Genomic DNA, 16,390 nt, shown 5'->3' on the forward strand with positions numbered 1-16,390 from the left:
ACAACCTGGGGGAAAGTTTTGGCTAATGATCCTGTTATCTCTGCGATAACAGGAAGCGATCAGGGCGGGGGACTGGATTTCGGGGATAAAGAGGCTGTTGAACTAAGTGAATGCGCTTGCAAATACCAGACTCTTCAGTCGATTAGTTGAAAACTAAATACTTCGCGTTTAGGAACAATGAAAGTCCATATAAAACCACAAATCAGGAGGAGAAGTTAATGTTAAAAAGGGGTATAAGCTTTGTAATCGTTTTGGTATTAGCAGTTGCTTTAACTGCCTGTTCAAACAGTAAACAAACGGGGGGAAGCGGAAAAACCACCATCGAATTTTTGCACTCTTCGGTTGAACAAGAGCGTATAGCGGTATTAGACAAGTTGATTGCTAAGTTTGAGAAAGAAAATCCAAATATTAAAGTTAAACAAGTTCCGATTGAAGAAGATAAAATTAATACAAAAATTATAACTCTGGCTAATTCAGGAAAGTTGCCGGCTGTTGTTGAAGCTGGGCAGGACTACGCAAAGGTAATGGATAAAGATCAACTGATTGACAAAGGTGCAGTAAAAAAGATCATCGATGAAGTTGGCGAAAAAAATTACTATGAGGGCGCTTTAAATTTAATGAGAACGGAAAACGGTAAAAGTTTTACAGGGGTTCCAATGAGCGGTTGGGTTCAAGGGATCTGGTACAATAAAAAAATGCTTGCATCAAAAGGGTTGAAAGAACCAAAAAATTGGGATGATGTACTGTCAATCGCTAAAGCCTTTACGGATAAAGGGAATAAAAAATACGGAATCGCATTACCCACTGTGGAAGGCAATTTCTCTGAACAGGCATTTTCTCAATTCGCTTTGTCCAACAAGGCCAATGTGCTTGACAATAATGGGAAATTAAACATTAATACACCTGAAATGAAAGAGGCTTTATCTTATTACAAAGAATTGGCTCAGTATACGATGCCTGGATCCAATGATACGACTGAAGTTAAAGATGCATTCATGAACGGTACAGCACCAATGGCGGTTTATTCTACGTATATCCTGCCATCTGTCTTTGAAGAAGGAAATGCGAAGAATATTGGTTTTGCCATCCCTACGCAAAAACAAAAGGCGGTTTATGCTTCTGTATCTTCCTTAACCGTCACTTCAGGATTAGAAGACAGCCAAAAAGATGCTGCAGTAAAATTTGTGTCTTTTATGTCCAAGCCTGAAAATATGACCAAGTATGTATTGATGTCCCCAGGAGGGGCACAGCCGGTTAATAAAGGGGTTACAGAAAATAAAGAATATCAGGCCAACGAAGTGGTGAAAGCCTTTGGTGGTCTATCAAAAGAAATCGCAGCTTCTTTCGATCAAACCCAAATATTTGGTTTAGTCGATGGAAAAAACTTTCTAAAGATGGGGGATGTAACAAGTTCAGGAGCGATTGCTAAAATGGTAAACAGCGTCACAGTAGGCGGTAAAAAAGTCGACAGTGAAATTGAAAATGCAAAAAAAGGCATTGAAAAGGTCTTGAAGAAATAAAGGGACCTATGAAAACAAAATGTGTTTAACTTGTATAACAAAAGCCAACGGAAGACAAGTTCCGTTGGCTTTTAGTTATTTTAAATGAGCGACCGAATCCTGAATGATTTTTTTCGTGGGAATAGTCATCTCAACTGCATTGTTTTTATTTTTTTTGATTTTAGCAAAAAGAAACTCGGTGCCTGCTTCCCCTAACTCATGGATTGGAATTTCTATTCGTGTCAAAGAAGGAGAAAGAAAGGATGTATTACTAAAACCGGCGATGGATAGCTCCCCTGGAATAGAAATGCCCGTTTCTGCGGCAACTTTATACAAACTGATCACTTTTAAATCATCAATGGCCATAACAGCAGAGGGTCTGTTTTTAGACAGGAGAAGTGTTTTAGCTGCTTGATGCGCACTTTCATCCGTATATCCGCTATTAATGATCCATTCGTCATTCAGCGGCAGCCCATAATCTTTTAGGCATTGTTTAAAACCTTCGAGTCGATCAATCGATACATGATAGTCAAGAGGAGAATGCAAACACGCAATATCACGGTGCCCTTGCTCAATTAAATAGTTTGTTAGATCATAACTGTCTTGATAATTATTGGTATCGACCGAAAAGACATTTTGATAGTCGCCATCTACTTTTCCTATGACGACAATCGGTATGTTGTAACTGTCTAATTGTTTGAAGAAATCCTCATCCGAAGGGGAGGTAAGCATTATAATTCCCTTTATCATTCTCCCCTTTATTTTAGTAATACACTTTTCAAGTTCTTCCTCACTGTTCTTTGATGTCTGTAAGATAACATCAAAATTTTCCTCTTCAGCTTTCGTTGAAATGGCTTGAATAATTCCCGAGAAAAAAGGATTATTAACGGTTGTTTTTGTAGAGCGGGATACAACCATGATCGCGTCAAAACCAGCAGAAAGGGCACGCGCTAGCTTACTGGGCTGGTAATCTAATTGTTGAACGGCAAGTAAAACCCGTTCTCGAGCTTCATCAGAGATATTACTCTTGTTATTTAACGCTCGAGATACAGTAGACTTTGAAACCCCTGCCACTCGGGCAATGTCATAAATAGTGTGAGCCACTATGCTTTTCCTCCTAACAAGGCTTAGAGTTTAATGATAGACGCGCATAAATCAGCGTTTCATTTTCGAGTCAATAAAAGTGAATGCGTTTTCAAAATGGTTTTCAATAAATTGCGCCCATGCAAATTACAAGGCGTTGCAAACCGGGCAACCTTATCAGGAAAAATTATAATAATGTGCCAAAGATTTAGCAATCATAACATTGCACTTTTTTGGAAAATAATGCAGGTCTGAAATATCGGAACATTTATTGACAGAAAGCGTTTTCTGGATTATATTTTGTTTGTGGGAGCGGTACCATTATATGATAACTAGAAGAAACTTTCAATATGGGAGCGGTTCCAGGAGGAGGAGAATATGGAGCACATTAAAGACAGATTGGCTTACTTATATCCTAAAAACGAGGTTGAAGAAATTTGGCCCAATCTGGAGAATAGATTGGTTGAAGCTAAGGAAAAACGACTAAAAGACAGAAAGACAACATGGGACGAAAAAGATGTCGTATTAATCACATATGCAGATCAGTTCCATGAGAAGGAGCAGCCGACTTTAGCGACGTTTAAACAAATGTTTAACCGGTATTTGGCGGACAAGTTTGAAGTGGTCCACCTCCTGCCTTTCTATCCGTATTCTTCAGATGATGGATTTTCCGTAATCGATTACAAAAACGTCAATCCAATCGCCGGAGACTGGGAAGATGTTAATAGCTTAACTAAAGTAACAAGATTAATGTTTGATTATGTCTGTAATCACATTTCAGCAAAAAGTTCATGGTTTCAAGAGTATTTGAAGGGAAATCCAGAATTTCAAGATTTTTTCATTGAAGTGGAACCATCTATTGATTTGAGTTTGGTAACAAGACCAAGAGCAACCCCCGTTTTAACGAAATTCACATTAGCAGATGAAACAGAAAAGCATATTTGGACAACGTTCAGTGATGATCAAATCGATTTAAACTTCAGCAACCCAAACCTATTAGTTAAAATGATAGATGTCTTGCTCTTTTATCTGGAACAAGGCGCAGAATATTTGCGTTTGGATGCCGTCGGTTTTATGTGGAAAGAGATCGGGACTACCTGTATCCACCATGAAAAGACCCATCAAATCATCAAGCTGTTCCGGGATATTGCGGATGAAGTCGCCAGAGGGACAGTGATCATTACAGAAACGAATGTCCCTCATAAAGATAATGTTTCTTATTTTGGAAACGGCCATGATGAGGCACATATGGTTTATCAATTCCCCCTGCCGCCATTGGTTCTTTACTCCATTGTGCGTGAAAATGGGAGCGCTCTCACCAATTGGGCAAACCAACTCGAGCCCGCCGGTGAAAAGACGACATTCTTCAACTTTCTTGCTTCACATGATGGGATTGGCCTTAATCCCATTCGCGGAATCATAGCTGAAGACGAAATACTGGGAATGGTCGAGGAGTTAAAAAAAGAAGGAGCATTGGTAAACTACAAGAAAAATCCGGACGGAAGTGAAAGCCCTTACGAAATCAATGTGACCTATATGGATGCATTAAACAAGCGTTCTGATGATGATACGATCCGGTTGAAACGATTTTTACTGGCCCATTCCATCCTTCTGACTCTTCCAGGAGTGCCTGCCGTTTATATTCAAAGCATGCTAGGTTCCAGAAATGATTATGATGGAGTGTCAAAAACCGGAATGAATCGGTCCATTAACCGGCAAAAGTACAGCTTGGAAGGGATTGAAAAGGAATTAGCAGACACTGATTCATTACGTTACCATGTCTTTACCGAACTCACGAACCTCATCCAAATCAGAAAAGCTGAAGCACTTTTTAACCCGGACGTCCCTATGGAAGTAGTCGATCTGGGTGACAAAGTGTTCGCAGTCAAAAGAGTCTTAAACGAAAAGGATGAATTGTTAGTTATTCATAATCTAGCGAATGAATTCAACGTTTGTGATATCACTGGAAGGTATCTGAACCTTATTACCGGGGAAGAAGCAGAATATGCAGGGAACAGTAAGCTGGATCCCTACCAATTCCTTTGGCTAAAGCCCATACACCAGGAGGAGAACTAAATGAAGTTTAAAAATTTTAGTTTAGCTTTGATCTTGTTATTAGCATTGAGCACCATATTGACAGCGTGCGGCAGCACTAATGGCAGCGGAAACGGAAAAACGACAATTGAGTTCATGCATTCATCCGTCGAACAGGACCGTCTGGCTGTGATCAAGAAGCTGGTTGCTAAGTTTGAAAAAGAAAATCCCAATATTGAAGTCAAACAAGTTCCGGTTGAAGAAGACAGCTACAACACCAAAATAGTGACGCTTGCAAACTCCGGGAAGCTTCCTGCAGTTCTGGAAGTCGGTCAGGACTATGCAAAAGTAATGGATAAAGACGAGCTTATCGACCGTAACTCCGTTAAAAAGGTCCTTCATAAAACCGGAGAAGGTGATTTTTATGAAGGTGCTTTAAAGCTCGTAAAAACGGAAAATGGAAAAAGCTATACTGGGGTTCCAGTCAGCGGCTGGGTTCAGGGGATTTGGTATAACAAAGAGATGCTAAAAGCCAAAGGATTCAGTGAACCTAAGAATTGGAACGAGGTTATGAAAATAGCCAAAGCGTTTACTGATAAAGGACATAAAAAATATGGAATCGGATTACCGACTGTAGAAGGATTATTCTCTGAACAGGCTTTCTCCCAGTTTGCTTTGTCAAACAATGCAAATGTGCTAAACAGCAAGGGTGACTTAAATGCAAAAACACCTGAAATGACAGAGGCTGCTTCCTATTACAAAGAATTGTCTAAATACACAATGCCCGGTTCCAACGATACCACTGAAATTAAAGATGCGTTTATGAACGGAACGGTGCCGATGGCGGTTTATTCCACCTATCTCCTTCCGGCCGTATTTGAAGAAGGTAAAACAGACAATATCGGTTTTGCCGTACCAACAGAAAAAACAAAGGCCGTTTTTGGAACGGTTTCAGCCTTGACCATTTCTTCTGGATTAGATGATGATCAGAAAAAAGCTGCTGAGAAATTCGTCTCGTTCATGGCTAAACCTGAGAATACGACGGATTGGGTATTAATGTCTCCTGGCGGTGCACAGCCAGTCAATAAGAAGGTCACAGCAAACCCAGACTACAAGGCAAACAAAGTGGTTAAGGCTTTTGGTCCCCTTTCATCTGAAATCGCAGCATCATTCAACGATATTCAAGTGTTTGGTTTAGTGGACGGTAAAAACTTCTTGAAAGCGGGAGATATCACAAGCTCCGGCGCTTTCCCTAAAATGGTCAACAGCATCACGGTTGGCGGGAAAGATGTTAAAAGCGAACTGAAAAAAGCAGAAAAAGCAATGAAAGACGCCTTAGAGAAAAGATAATTTGGATACGTGGAGAGGGCAGCCTTTTGGCTGGTTCCCTCTACCAAACAAAGGTTGTCTCAATTTCTCAAGATCATGTAGTGGGCAGCATTTTTATTAAATTACAGGGGAGGTACCATGAAAACGATTAAAAGTACGAAATCTGATTTCAAATTCACAAACATAAAAAGACCGAAATCGGATATCAAATTAGCAATGGCGTTCCTTTTTCCAAGCATTTTTTTAGTGCTGTTGCTCGTTGCATACCCGATGTTATCCAATATTCAGATCAGCTTTTTTGACCAGCCCGTTAATCCGAGGTTAAGTGCCACGTTTGTCGGGTTAAAAAATTATACAGACATACTTACGGATGCAGAGTTCTTTAAATCCTTAGGAGTCACACTTTTGTATATGATTCTTGCCGTTTCGGGAAGTACAGCACTGGGATTGGGAGTTGCTATCTTTTTTAATCGACCGTTTAAATTTCGCAAGATAGCCCGTTCATTAATTATTTTGTCTTATGTAACACCCTCCATTTCTTTAGTTTTTGCATGGAAATACATGTTTAACAATGGATACGGTGTCGTGAACTATTTGGGCGGGGACGTATTACATTTGTTTGATAAGGCGCCTCTATGGTTTGACAATCCGGTCTCAAGCTTTGTCCTGGTTGTTCTTTTTGCCATTTGGAGGTACTTTCCTTATGCCTTCATTTCATTTCTGGCCATCTTGCAAACCATTGATTCCTCATTATATGAAGCAGCTGAAATTGATGGAGCTTCAGCATGGGATAAATTTAAAATTGTTACGATTCCAGCGATTATGCCGGTGTTGTTAACGGTCGTTACATTACGTTCGATCTGGCTGTTCTATATGTTTACGGATGTTTATCTGCTGACGAATAAAGTGAATATCCTTGGTATTTACTTGTATGAAACAGCATTTGCATTTAACGATCTTGGAAAAGCGGCATCCATTTCTGTAATTCTGTTTATTATTCTTTCTATTGTGATTATCTTAGCAAGAAAGCGGGTGAAATTCTAATGGCGATGGCGAGCAGCAAAAAGTCAAGAGCAACAAAAAAAGTGGCGTTTTACACTGGGCTGATATGCCTGTTGACCGTGTCCCTTTTTCCCTTTTTTATCATGCTGATGACCTCCTTTAAAAGTCCGAAGGAAGCGGTTGCGACGAATCCGACGTTACTTCCACAACACTGGACATTTAAACATTATGTGGACATGTTCAATCCTGATATTTTCCCGTATCTCTCCTATTTTAAAAACAGTTTAACCGTTGCCCTCACGGCAGCTGGTTTGGCCGTTATCATTGGGATCTTTGGGGCATATGCCCTGTCGAAATTAAAATTTATGGGCAGAACCACAATCAATGCAAGTTTTTACACGGTTTATATGTTTTCGGGCATTTTGCTTGTCGTGCCCTTATTCAAAATCATCTCCGGTCTTGGTTTATACGATACAAAAACGGCGATCATCATAACGATGATTGTACAAACGTTGCCAACCGCCATCTTCATGTTGAAAAGTTACTTTGATACGATACCGGATGACCTTGAAGAAGCGGCTATGATCGATGGACTAAACCGGGTGCAGATCATTTTCTATATCGTGATTCCATTATCCATTTCCGGAATTATATCTGTGTTCGTCTATTCGTTTATGGTGGCCTGGAACGATTACTTGTTTGCATCCATTTTCTTATCCGATTCAGCAAACTTCACGCTCCCCATTGGCTTGAATGCCTTGTTCAGTACACCAGATTACGTTTGGGGCCGAATGATGGCCGCATCACTGGTAACCGCATTGCCAGTCGTGATTATGTATGCCATATCCGAGCACTTTATAAAAGGGAACCTGACCGAAGGCGGAGTAAAAGGGTAAATCACTTTAAAAATCGAGAGGAAGTAATCACATCATGAAAAAGCTAATTGCAGTAAAACCAAGAGAAGCCGCATTTGTAGACTATGAAGAACGTTCCGTCCAACCGAATGAGGCAAAAATTGAAGTAGAATTCGCCTCACCTAAACATGGTACAGAAGTGGTAGACTTCCGTGGGTTAACTCCGTTTATTGACGAAGATTTTTCTGAAGATTGGCGCATGTTCATGCCCAGAGAAGAGGGATCAAAGCCTGGTATCGTTTTTGGTGAATTTCAGTTGGGAAATATGGTTGTCGGCAAAATCATAGAAGTAGGCACTGATGTTACGGAGTACCAAGTGGGAGAAATGGTTTGTACGTATGGTCCCATTATGGAAACAGTCATCGTCAATGCGGTGGATAACCACCGATTACGCAAAATGCCCGAGGGGGCCAAATGGCAAAATGCGGTTTGTTATGATCCCGCCCAATTTGCCATGAGCGGTGTTCGTGATGCCAACGTACGTGCAGGCGATTATGTGGTTGTTGTCGGATTGGGCGCCATCGGCCAAATCGCAATCCAGCTTGCAAAAAAAGCCGGTGCCAGCATCGTTGTTGGAGTTGATCCTCTAAGCCATCGACGAGAGATCGCGCTTCGTCATGGAGCCGATGAATGTTTTGATCCGACTTCCTGTGATGTCGGATATGAGGTGAAAAAGCTCACCAATAAAATCGGAGCGGATTCCATTATTGAAACAAGCGGAAATGCAGCAGCTCTTCAAGCGGCATTAAAAGGAATTGCCTATGGAGGCACCATCTCTTACGTTGCCTTTACAAAGCCTTTTCCAGAAGGATTGAATTTTGGACGCGAAGCTCATTTTAACAATGCGAAAATCGTGTTTTCCCGTGCAGCAAGCGAACCCAATCCGGATTACCCGCGCTGGTCCCGTAAACGAATTGAAAATACATGCTGGGAATTATTAATGAATGGTTACCTGAATTGCGAAGATATCATTGATCCAATCGTGCCTTTTGAGCAGAGTGACCAAGCATATATGCATTACGTCGATCAGCATCCAGAGCTAAGTATCAAGATGGGAATTACATTGAAGTAAACTGGCCGCATGTAGGAGGAGTTTAACCATGAAAATTGGTACACAAAACCAAGCGTTTTTTCCGGAAAACATCAGGGAGAAGTTTCACTATCTAAAGGAAGCTGGTTTTGATGGCTTCGAAATTGACGGAAGACTATTGGTTGATCATTTAGAGGAAATAAAAGAAGCGATTTCTGAAACCGGACTGCCCGTGACAACAGCCTGTGGCGGTTATAGCGGATGGATCGGTGACTTTATCGAAGAACGCAGATTAAACGGTTTAGCAGAAATGAAGCAAATCTTAAAAGCCTTGCAGGAAGTAGGGGGAAATGGAATAGTTGTTCCCGCAGCCTGGGGCATGTTCACCTATCGTTTGCCACCAATGGTTTCACCAAGAAGCCAATCAGGAGATTGGAAGGCAGTAAGTGACTCCCTTCTTTACTTAGATAAAGCGGCAGAAGAAACAGCGACCACTGTTTTCTTAGAACCATTGAATCGGTATCAAGACCATATGATCAATACGCTTGCTGATGCGCGCCGTTATATAGAAGAAAATAACTTGAAGAACGTAAAAATTATCGCTGACTTCTATCATATGAACATTGAAGAGGATGCTATTTCCGAAGCTTTACATCTACAACGTGATTTAATTGGACATATTCATCTTGCGGATAATCACCGTTTCCAGCCTGGCAGTGGCTCGATTGATTTCAAAAAGCATTTTAATCAATTGAAAAAAGATGGCTATGACGGTTTTTTAACCATAGAGTGCCGTGTTCGAGGGAACGATCCAGAAGGAGAATACAAAAAAGCGCTGCATCACCTAAAAGAAGCATTAGTGTGAGAGGAGTTACATCATGAGTAAAAAAAGGGTGGCGATCATAGGAGGAGGACAAGTAGCGGAAACGGTTCACGTTCCTTATTACCTCTCACGGGATGACATTGAACTGGTTGCTGTAGTTGGACAAAACGCCGATCGGGTGAAAAACTTCGCGAAGCGTCATGGGATTCCTTACTACTATACAGATACCGCTGAGATGTATGCTGCACAGAAACCGCATATCGTCAGTGTTTGTACGCCAAATCGATTTCATTATGAACATGTCATGCAGGCTCTGGAAAATGGCTGTGATGTGATGTGTGAAAAGCCGCCAGCTATTTCGGCGGATGAGGCAAAGAAAATGAAGCAAGAAGCGGAGAAAAACCAGTGCGTCCTTGCCTATGACTTTCATCATCGATTTGCGGATGATGTCTCCCTTCTTAGAAAAAAAGTCGAGGAAGGAATGCTTGGCGATATCTATGTTGTGAAAGCCCAAGCCTTGCGTCGTTGTGGGATTCCTGGTTGGGGAAACTTCACCAATAAATCATTGCAAGGGGGCGGTCCCCTCATCGATTTAGGAGTCCATATGCTGGATGCTGCTTTATATGTACTAGGTTACCCGAAGATTGAGAAAGTAACGGCTAAAATGTTTCAGAAAATCGGGAACAAAAAATCGTATGGAACGTTTGGAGAATGGGACCCGGAAACGTTTGAAGTTGAAGATTCGCTTTTTGGTTTTATCGAATTAGAAGGCGGCCGATTGTTACAATTGGAAACCTCTTTTGCCTTAAACATTAAGGAAACCTCGATCATGAATGTTAAGTTTTGTGGAGATCAGGCAGGAGCCACTCTTTTTCCGGCTCAGATCTATACCGATAAAAGGGGAGAACTCGTCTCACTTTTAGAAAGGGAGACTGCAGATCCAGAACGGCATCAAAAGAGTATGGCTGCATTTGTAGACAAGTGCTTTGGAGAAGATGTTATGATCGCAGACGCAAAAGAAGGGTACATCATCCAACAACTAATTGAAGCTCTCTATCAATCGGCGGAAAAGGGTGAAAGTGTATCTCTATGATGAAAGAACAAGTATTATATGACAAAAAATTCGGTGTCCATTATCTCAATAAATATGGAAGTTTAATGACATTAGGAAATGGTTACTTAGGTGTGCGTGGTGCCCTTGAAGAAGACTATCCGGAACAAACCCGAGGGCTGTACGTCGCCGGTATTTATAATAAAGCAAATGAGAACGAAACGTCGGAGTTAGTTAATCTGCCTGATTTAACAGGAATAAAGATGGAGATTGACGGGGAACTTTTCTCATTGATGGATGGCGAAATTCTTTCTTATGAAAGAAGGTTACACCTTGCAATGGGTGAAATACAGCGTGAGATTCTCTGGAGAAGCAACTCAGGTGCCCGTTTCCAATTCCTTTTTCAACGGTTTACAGCAAAACATGATGTGCATTTACTTGCCACGAAAGTAACGGTTACCAGTTTGGATCGATCAGCCACATTAAAAATGATGACAGGTATTGATGCTCAACAAACCAACTTCGGGACTCAACACCTCAGTGTAGAGAATGTCCGAGTGTTTAACGAGGAAGTCATGCAAGGTGTTTATCAAACGACAGAGTCCGGACATACGATCGCAATAACTACAGCCTGTAAGTGCTCCTTGATGAGTGATGTTTCATTTGCTGCCAAAAATCGCAGGCTCTTGACCACGATAAAAGCGGATCTCATCGAAAACATCCCTTTTACTCTCGAAAAGTTTGGAACCGTATATACTTCCCTTGATCAGGGTGAGGCTGGAAAAGATCCAGCAACTGCCGGTTTGAAAGCCTTAAAAGCGCATGCACCATATGGCTATGATGCGTTATTAGAAAAGTCAGCATTAGAATGGGAGAAAACCTGGCAGCAAAAACGTGTCAAGGTTACGTCGGAGAACGGGTTTGACCAGCTTGCTCTTGACTATGCATTGTTTCAAATCGAGGGTATGACGCCCAGTCATGATGAACGATTTAGTGTAGGGGCTAAAGGATTGACCGGTGAAGGCTATAAAGGGCATGTTTTTTGGGATGCCGAAATGTTCTTATTACCTTTTCATCTTTTTACTGAACCAGAAACGGCGAAGAAACTGATACGTTACCGTTACTTAAATTTGCAGCACGCGATGGAAAAGGCGGAACGAAATGGATATGAAGGAGCTTTATTTCCATGGGAGAGTGCGTTGTCAGGAAAAGAAGAAACACCTGAATTTGCGGCTATTAATATCCGAACGGGGACACGACAAAAAGTCGCCTCTGCTGAAGCGGAACATCATATTGTAGCAGACATCGCTTATTCTGTAGTGCAGTATTATGAAAATACCCTGGATGACGAGTTTATGAAAAAGGAAGGGCTGGCTTTACTTAAAGAAACTGCACGTTTTTGGATCAGCCGTTCAACAGAAGAAAACGGACAGCTTTCTATTAAGAATGTAATAGGGCCGGATGAATATACGGAGCATATTGATAACAATGCCTATACAAACTATATGGCTTATTACAATGTAAAGAAAGCGCTTTACTTTCTGGAAAAATATGATGACAGAGATGAGTTGCTCAAAACGAGGGGACAAGATTTTCTTAGCCGTTTGTATTTACCGAAGCCGAATGCGAACAGAATCATTCCACAGGATGATACATTTTTGAGTAAGCCTGAGATTGATCTATCACGCTACAAAGTCAATCAGGGCAGCCAGGGCATCTTATTGGATTATTCACGAGATGAAGTAAATGATATGCAAATTTTAAAGCAAGCGGATGTCGTCATGTTGCTGTATCTGTTTCCAGAGCTGTTTCCAATCAGCGTCGTATCTGAAAATTTGTATTATTACGAGGCGCATACCATCCACGATTCTTCGCTGAGCAAAGCGATTCATGCTATCGTGGCCGCAAGATGCGGTGAAAATGATGCGGCATATCGCTTTTTCCAGGAAGCTTGTTTAATAGATTTAGGCCCGAATCCTCATTCATCGGATGAAGGGCTGCATGCTGCTTCACTTGGAGCCATTTGGTTAGCGACCGTGTTTGGATTTGCGAACATTTCCATAAAAAACAGCCGTTTAACATTAAATCCCATCTTACCGGCAAACTGGTCCGAACTCGCTTTTCCGTTACATTGGCAAGGGGCCACTTTAAACATTAAGGTGACAAAGGAGCACATCATTTTGAAAAAGGTTTTAGGACCAGAAGTCATGATTGAAATCAACGGTTCTGAGTATCTTTTATCAGATCGAATTGAAATCGCTCCGCTCATAAGACAGTAAACTATGAAAGTTGTGATTGCACCAGATTCATTTAAAGAAGGTTTAGCTGCAATGATGTGGCTCATGCCATTCGTGAAGTTCTTTACAGCCATGGTATTGATGATCTTAACCTGCGATTCCGGCGCTATTGTCAACAGAATCGATAATGAGCAGCGCGTTTCCCACTCGTAATATCGCGGCTCTGCTTCGAAGAGAAAGGGAGTAGGAAATGAAAAAAAGTATGATTGAAGCTGTAGTATTTGATCTTGATGGTGTCATCACAGATACAGCCCATTATCATTTTTTAGCTTGGAAACAACTAGCCAATGAAATAGGCATTACCATTGACGAGACATTTAATGAAACGCTAAAGGGGATCAGCCGGCTGGATTCCCTTGAGTTGATTTTAGAATACGGAAATCGGCAACATGACTTTTCCACAGATGAAAAAGAAGAAATGGCGAATAAGAAAAATGATCATTACCGTCTTTATTTAAACGACCTGAAACCAGAACATGTATTACCGGGTATTCCTGAGCTGATTCGCAATATTAAAGCGGAGGGGATTCAGATTGGGCTTGCTTCGGTTTCGAAAAATGCGGGTACTGTCTTAAAGGCATTAGATTTAGAGGGTGCCTTTGATTTTTGTGCGGATGCTGCAAAAATTAGTAAATCAAAACCAGATCCGGAAATATTCTTAACCGCATGCAGTGGACTTGGTGCTGACCCTCTAAGGTCTATAGGTATAGAAGATGCAGTAGCAGGAATTGAATCCATCAAGGCAAGCGGAATGTTTGCAGTAGGGGTAGGTCACACACTACAGGAAGCGGATTTGGTGTTTGAAACGACCAACCAATTACAATGGGTCAATATAAAAGAGGAATTTGATCACTGGATAAGTAGATGTGAAACACTGGATAGCTTGTAGACCACTGAGTCTACAAGCTTTTTTTGTGAGATGACATATTCGGCGGGTAACACATTGGTTCTTTATAATGTACAGGAGATCAGCAGCAGTGCGATGACTCATATATAAAACTTATATTCGCAGATAGACCAATTGAGAGAGAGGGTAAATTATTATTTAGAAATAAGGAGAAGGAGTAGATGGTAGAAAACATCAAAGGCAATATAACTTAATGACTGTCAAACAGTAAAACCAGCTTTCAAATTTTCAGTTGAGAGCGGTTTTTTTTTCTTCCAACGAAGCATTGTAGTCCTCGTTCGTTGCAAGAGTCGGTGAAGGAGTCCATAAGCCTTCACATTGCAATCGTTTGTTGATGAAATACAGATTGAATGGCCGCCCCTTTTTTGGTTAACTTTCCCTTCATTTGCATTTCTTCTTTTTTAATTTGAGCAAAGGGCACATACCTGACTTAGATCATTTCTATCAGCCCAGTTATCTCAAATAGTCGGCGGACTCGACAGGTCATGCCTCTAAGTATTAACGTACTATTGTTCATGATCGATGATTTAATTGCTCCGGCGAACACTCCTAACCCAACACTATCTATAAAATCAATTTTCTCAACATCAATAATGATTTTTTGTTTAGTTTGTTCGGACAAAGGGAATAGTATTGCTTTTAACTTGGGTGCTGTGTAGCTCTGAACTTCTCCGTCTAATTCCAAATAATGTGTACCGTTCAATTTTTCATGTGTAATATTAAGATCCATAACATTCCCCATTGACATACTCATAAGGCAAACCTCCAGGAGAAAGATTAGAAAACTTTTGTCGTAATTGACGACCATCTGTTTTTCCTCATTGCTCGTTGATATTGCCACCGCTCTTTCACTTTAATAGTGTAATACGGAAATATAAAAGCTGTATTGTTAGATTTTAAAGAATTATTAATTCAACATTAATTTGGATGGGTTTTGTTTCGATATACGCTTATTCCCCTGATTTATAAAAAACGAGCAAATGAAACAAGAGGTGTCTTCTGTATTAAAGCAGCACCAAATGGCGTGCTTAAGATGACGTAAAAGGAATAGATACGAAAAGTGAACCCTAATGGAAAGCTGGATTTACTATAGTTTTATTCACCCGTTTTCCTACTCGATTCGCTGCTCTAGTCTTGTCATAAATAAACATCCTCCTCTTCTAAATTCTAGGTGGGAAGTATTTTACGCTTACGTTTAGAATTGCGCACTATAACGTACATACAAATTATTCTGAAGGTGGGCGGTTTTCTCATTACTGGAGAATCTTGTTCTCTATGAAACTAAACTGTTTTATAACAGATAATACCCTGCTCACCTTTTCACGGCAAACAGGGTATAAGGAGTTGCATAAATTATTCATTGACGATCACCTATGCTTCATGTTGTCCCATGCATCTCTCACATTCATAAACGTATGATTCATGCTGTTCCTCAATCGTTTTTCCGCATTCCCGGCATTGCTTCTTTGGCAAATTACGATAAAATTCCAACGTCAACATTCAGCATTACCTCCTATTTTTTAATTAAATTCATTGTATTATAACAGATAAGAATCGTCAACAACTGTTATATAATTATTTTAAAATACTACTAAACTCCTAGATCTAACTTAAACGCTTATTTGTAAGTTCTGTTTTACATAGGCCAGCAAGTGCTAATCCTCGGCTACAAGGTGTATGGATGCCTACGGTAACCCTCCTGGCGGTTAAGAATGCTATAGCGATTGAAGGCTTTCCATCAAGTAAAGAACTCAATGATTCTCATTAAGAAAGAACGGGAGCAATGACAACGGCTATAGAATCTATTCTTCATTATGTTGATAAAAAAGAAGTGGTTGAACTGACAAGGAGTCTTATTCGTATTCAAAGTGTTTATCGTCCAAAAGTCGATGATGGAAACGAAGAAAAGGTAGCTCGTTTTAAAGCTCATTATCTGAAGAACATCGGGTTAAAGGTTTATTATGAAGAAGTAGTGCGAGGACGGCCAAACGTTATTGCGATTTATGACTCTGGTTGCGGCACAATGCATGACCACACTTGATATTCGGACGGTTCCAGGGCAGGAGCATCATCAATTGAGGAAGAAATAGAAGACATTATTAAACGGCTGGGTAAGGCTGATTCAAATTTTAAAGCGACACTTGAACTCATTGCGGGCTTAGCCTTTGTTAGGCTCAGGAGAATAAAATTTAATAATGTGAGTAATATTGATATTTTAGCTTAGATAGAAAGACTTTTTAAAGTTATTAACAAAATGCGATATTGTACGCAAAGAGGGTTTGCATAGACATCTTTGAACATACATGTATCATGGTAGGTTTCGTGATACCATATGCAAGATACAAAACCCCGTTTATTATACTTGGCGTGTTTCCCACAACAAAAAAACCTGATCTCCAATAAGAGATCAGGTTTTATGTT

16 protein-coding genes are annotated in these 16,390 nt (G+C 40.6%); 13 read left to right on the forward strand and 3 right to left on the reverse strand.

Going from position 1 to position 16,390, the window contains the following annotated elements; translation table 11 throughout:
- The first annotated feature begins 18 nt into the window (after positions 1–18).
- Positions 19–150, forward strand: a complete 132-nt coding sequence (locus DMO16_RS25225; RefSeq protein ID WP_277873768.1) for a hypothetical protein — start codon at positions 19–21, stop codon at positions 148–150.
- 68 nt (positions 151–218) lie between these two features.
- Positions 219–1,520, forward strand: coding sequence for an ABC transporter substrate-binding protein (locus tag DMO16_RS18590; protein ID WP_129479266.1), 1,302 nt, complete (start codon positions 219–221; stop codon positions 1,518–1,520).
- A 75-nt stretch (positions 1,521–1,595) separates the two neighbouring features.
- Here the strand turns inward: DMO16_RS18590 and DMO16_RS18595 are convergent, their stop codons facing one another.
- Positions 1,596–2,603, reverse strand: coding sequence for a LacI family DNA-binding transcriptional regulator (locus DMO16_RS18595; RefSeq protein ID WP_129479268.1), 1,008 nt, complete (start codon positions 2,601–2,603; stop codon positions 1,596–1,598).
- A gap of 357 nt (positions 2,604–2,960) precedes the next feature.
- Between DMO16_RS18595 and DMO16_RS18600 the strand changes: the two genes are divergently transcribed.
- The 10 genes from DMO16_RS18600 (at position 2,961) to pgmB (ending at position 13,951) form a co-directional block, all read left to right on the forward strand.
- Complete coding sequence (locus DMO16_RS18600) at positions 2,961–4,658, forward strand: sugar phosphorylase (protein ID WP_129479270.1); 1,698 nt, start codon at positions 2,961–2,963, stop codon at positions 4,656–4,658.
- Positions 4,659–5,966, forward strand: coding sequence for an ABC transporter substrate-binding protein (locus DMO16_RS18605; RefSeq protein WP_129479272.1), 1,308 nt, complete (start codon positions 4,659–4,661; stop codon positions 5,964–5,966).
- A 117-nt stretch (positions 5,967–6,083) separates the two neighbouring features.
- Positions 6,084–6,989, forward strand: a complete 906-nt coding sequence (locus DMO16_RS18610) for a carbohydrate ABC transporter permease (RefSeq protein ID WP_129479274.1) — start codon at positions 6,084–6,086, stop codon at positions 6,987–6,989.
- 5 nt (positions 6,990–6,994) lie between these two features.
- Entirely contained in the window at positions 6,995–7,843 is an 849-nt protein-coding gene (locus tag DMO16_RS18615; RefSeq protein WP_425590075.1) for a carbohydrate ABC transporter permease, read from the forward strand.
- Positions 7,844–7,877: 34 nt separating this feature from the next.
- On the forward strand, positions 7,878–8,933 hold the full coding sequence (locus tag DMO16_RS18620; RefSeq protein ID WP_129479278.1) for a zinc-dependent alcohol dehydrogenase: 1,056 nt from the start codon (positions 7,878–7,880) through the stop codon (positions 8,931–8,933).
- A 28-nt stretch (positions 8,934–8,961) separates the two neighbouring features.
- Positions 8,962–9,756, forward strand: a complete 795-nt coding sequence (locus tag DMO16_RS18625) for a sugar phosphate isomerase/epimerase family protein (RefSeq protein WP_129479281.1) — start codon at positions 8,962–8,964, stop codon at positions 9,754–9,756.
- Between the two features lie 13 nt (positions 9,757–9,769).
- Complete coding sequence (locus DMO16_RS18630) at positions 9,770–10,807, forward strand: Gfo/Idh/MocA family protein (RefSeq protein ID WP_129479283.1); 1,038 nt, start codon at positions 9,770–9,772, stop codon at positions 10,805–10,807.
- A complete protein-coding gene (locus DMO16_RS18635; protein WP_129480430.1) occupies positions 10,807–13,044 on the forward strand; it encodes a glycoside hydrolase family 65 protein in 2,238 nt (745 codons plus the stop codon). Before DMO16_RS18630 ends, DMO16_RS18635 begins: the two co-directional genes overlap by 1 nt.
- Before the next feature lie 3 nt (positions 13,045–13,047).
- Positions 13,048–13,215, forward strand: a complete 168-nt coding sequence (locus DMO16_RS24400) for a hypothetical protein (protein ID WP_164988960.1) — start codon at positions 13,048–13,050, stop codon at positions 13,213–13,215.
- Positions 13,216–13,252: 37 nt separating this feature from the next.
- Complete coding sequence (pgmB, locus tag DMO16_RS18640; RefSeq protein ID WP_206738126.1) at positions 13,253–13,951, forward strand: beta-phosphoglucomutase; 699 nt, start codon at positions 13,253–13,255, stop codon at positions 13,949–13,951.
- Between the two features lie 448 nt (positions 13,952–14,399).
- On the opposite strand, the gene DMO16_RS18645 is transcribed toward pgmB, so the two are convergent.
- On the reverse strand, positions 14,400–14,723 hold the full coding sequence (locus DMO16_RS18645; RefSeq protein WP_240482391.1) for an STAS domain-containing protein: 324 nt from the start codon (positions 14,721–14,723) through the stop codon (positions 14,400–14,402).
- A 617-nt stretch (positions 14,724–15,340) separates the two neighbouring features.
- Complete coding sequence (gene yhfH, locus DMO16_RS18650) at positions 15,341–15,469, reverse strand: protein YhfH (protein WP_074440588.1); 129 nt, start codon at positions 15,467–15,469, stop codon at positions 15,341–15,343.
- Between the two features lie 283 nt (positions 15,470–15,752).
- On the opposite strand from yhfH, the gene DMO16_RS18655 reads away from it, so the two are divergent.
- Positions 15,753–16,010 (forward strand): hypothetical protein, encoded by a 258-nt coding sequence (locus tag DMO16_RS18655; RefSeq protein ID WP_206738127.1) that lies wholly within the window; start codon positions 15,753–15,755, stop codon positions 16,008–16,010.
- Positions 16,011–16,390 lie beyond the last annotated feature (380 nt).

The organism is Fictibacillus sp. S7 (genome assembly GCF_004127935.1).
In the GTDB taxonomy this organism is placed as follows: domain Bacteria; phylum Bacillota; class Bacilli; order Bacillales; family Fictibacillaceae; genus Fictibacillus_C; species Fictibacillus_C enclensis.

Excerpts from the sequence above, each read along its gene's own strand:
- DMO16_RS18590 (WP_129479266.1), top strand. The coding sequence starts at position 219 with ATGTTAAAAAGGGGTATAAGCTTTGTAATCGTTTTGGTATTAGCAGTT.
- pgmB (WP_206738126.1), top strand. The coding sequence starts at position 13,253 with ATGAAAAAAAGTATGATTGAAGCTGTAGTATTTGATCTTGATGGTGTC.
- DMO16_RS18615 (WP_425590075.1), top strand. The coding sequence starts at position 6,995 with ATGGCGAGCAGCAAAAAGTCAAGAGCAACAAAAAAAGTGGCGTTTTAC.
- DMO16_RS18600 (WP_129479270.1), top strand. The coding sequence starts at position 2,961 with ATGGAGCACATTAAAGACAGATTGGCTTACTTATATCCTAAAAACGAG.
- DMO16_RS18625 (WP_129479281.1), top strand. The coding sequence starts at position 8,962 with ATGAAAATTGGTACACAAAACCAAGCGTTTTTTCCGGAAAACATCAGG.
- DMO16_RS18605 (WP_129479272.1), top strand. The coding sequence starts at position 4,659 with ATGAAGTTTAAAAATTTTAGTTTAGCTTTGATCTTGTTATTAGCATTG.
- DMO16_RS18655 (WP_206738127.1), top strand. The coding sequence starts at position 15,753 with ATGACAACGGCTATAGAATCTATTCTTCATTATGTTGATAAAAAAGAA.
- DMO16_RS18630 (WP_129479283.1), top strand. The coding sequence starts at position 9,770 with ATGAGTAAAAAAAGGGTGGCGATCATAGGAGGAGGACAAGTAGCGGAA.
- DMO16_RS18645 (WP_240482391.1), bottom strand. The coding sequence starts at position 14,723 with ATGAGTATGTCAATGGGGAATGTTATGGATCTTAATATTACACATGAA.
- DMO16_RS18635 (WP_129480430.1), top strand. The coding sequence starts at position 10,807 with ATGAAAGAACAAGTATTATATGACAAAAAATTCGGTGTCCATTATCTC.
- DMO16_RS18620 (WP_129479278.1), top strand. The coding sequence starts at position 7,878 with ATGAAAAAGCTAATTGCAGTAAAACCAAGAGAAGCCGCATTTGTAGAC.
- DMO16_RS18610 (WP_129479274.1), top strand. The coding sequence starts at position 6,084 with ATGAAAACGATTAAAAGTACGAAATCTGATTTCAAATTCACAAACATA.
- yhfH (WP_074440588.1), bottom strand. The coding sequence starts at position 15,469 with ATGTTGACGTTGGAATTTTATCGTAATTTGCCAAAGAAGCAATGCCGG.
- DMO16_RS24400 (WP_164988960.1), top strand. The coding sequence starts at position 13,048 with ATGAAAGTTGTGATTGCACCAGATTCATTTAAAGAAGGTTTAGCTGCA.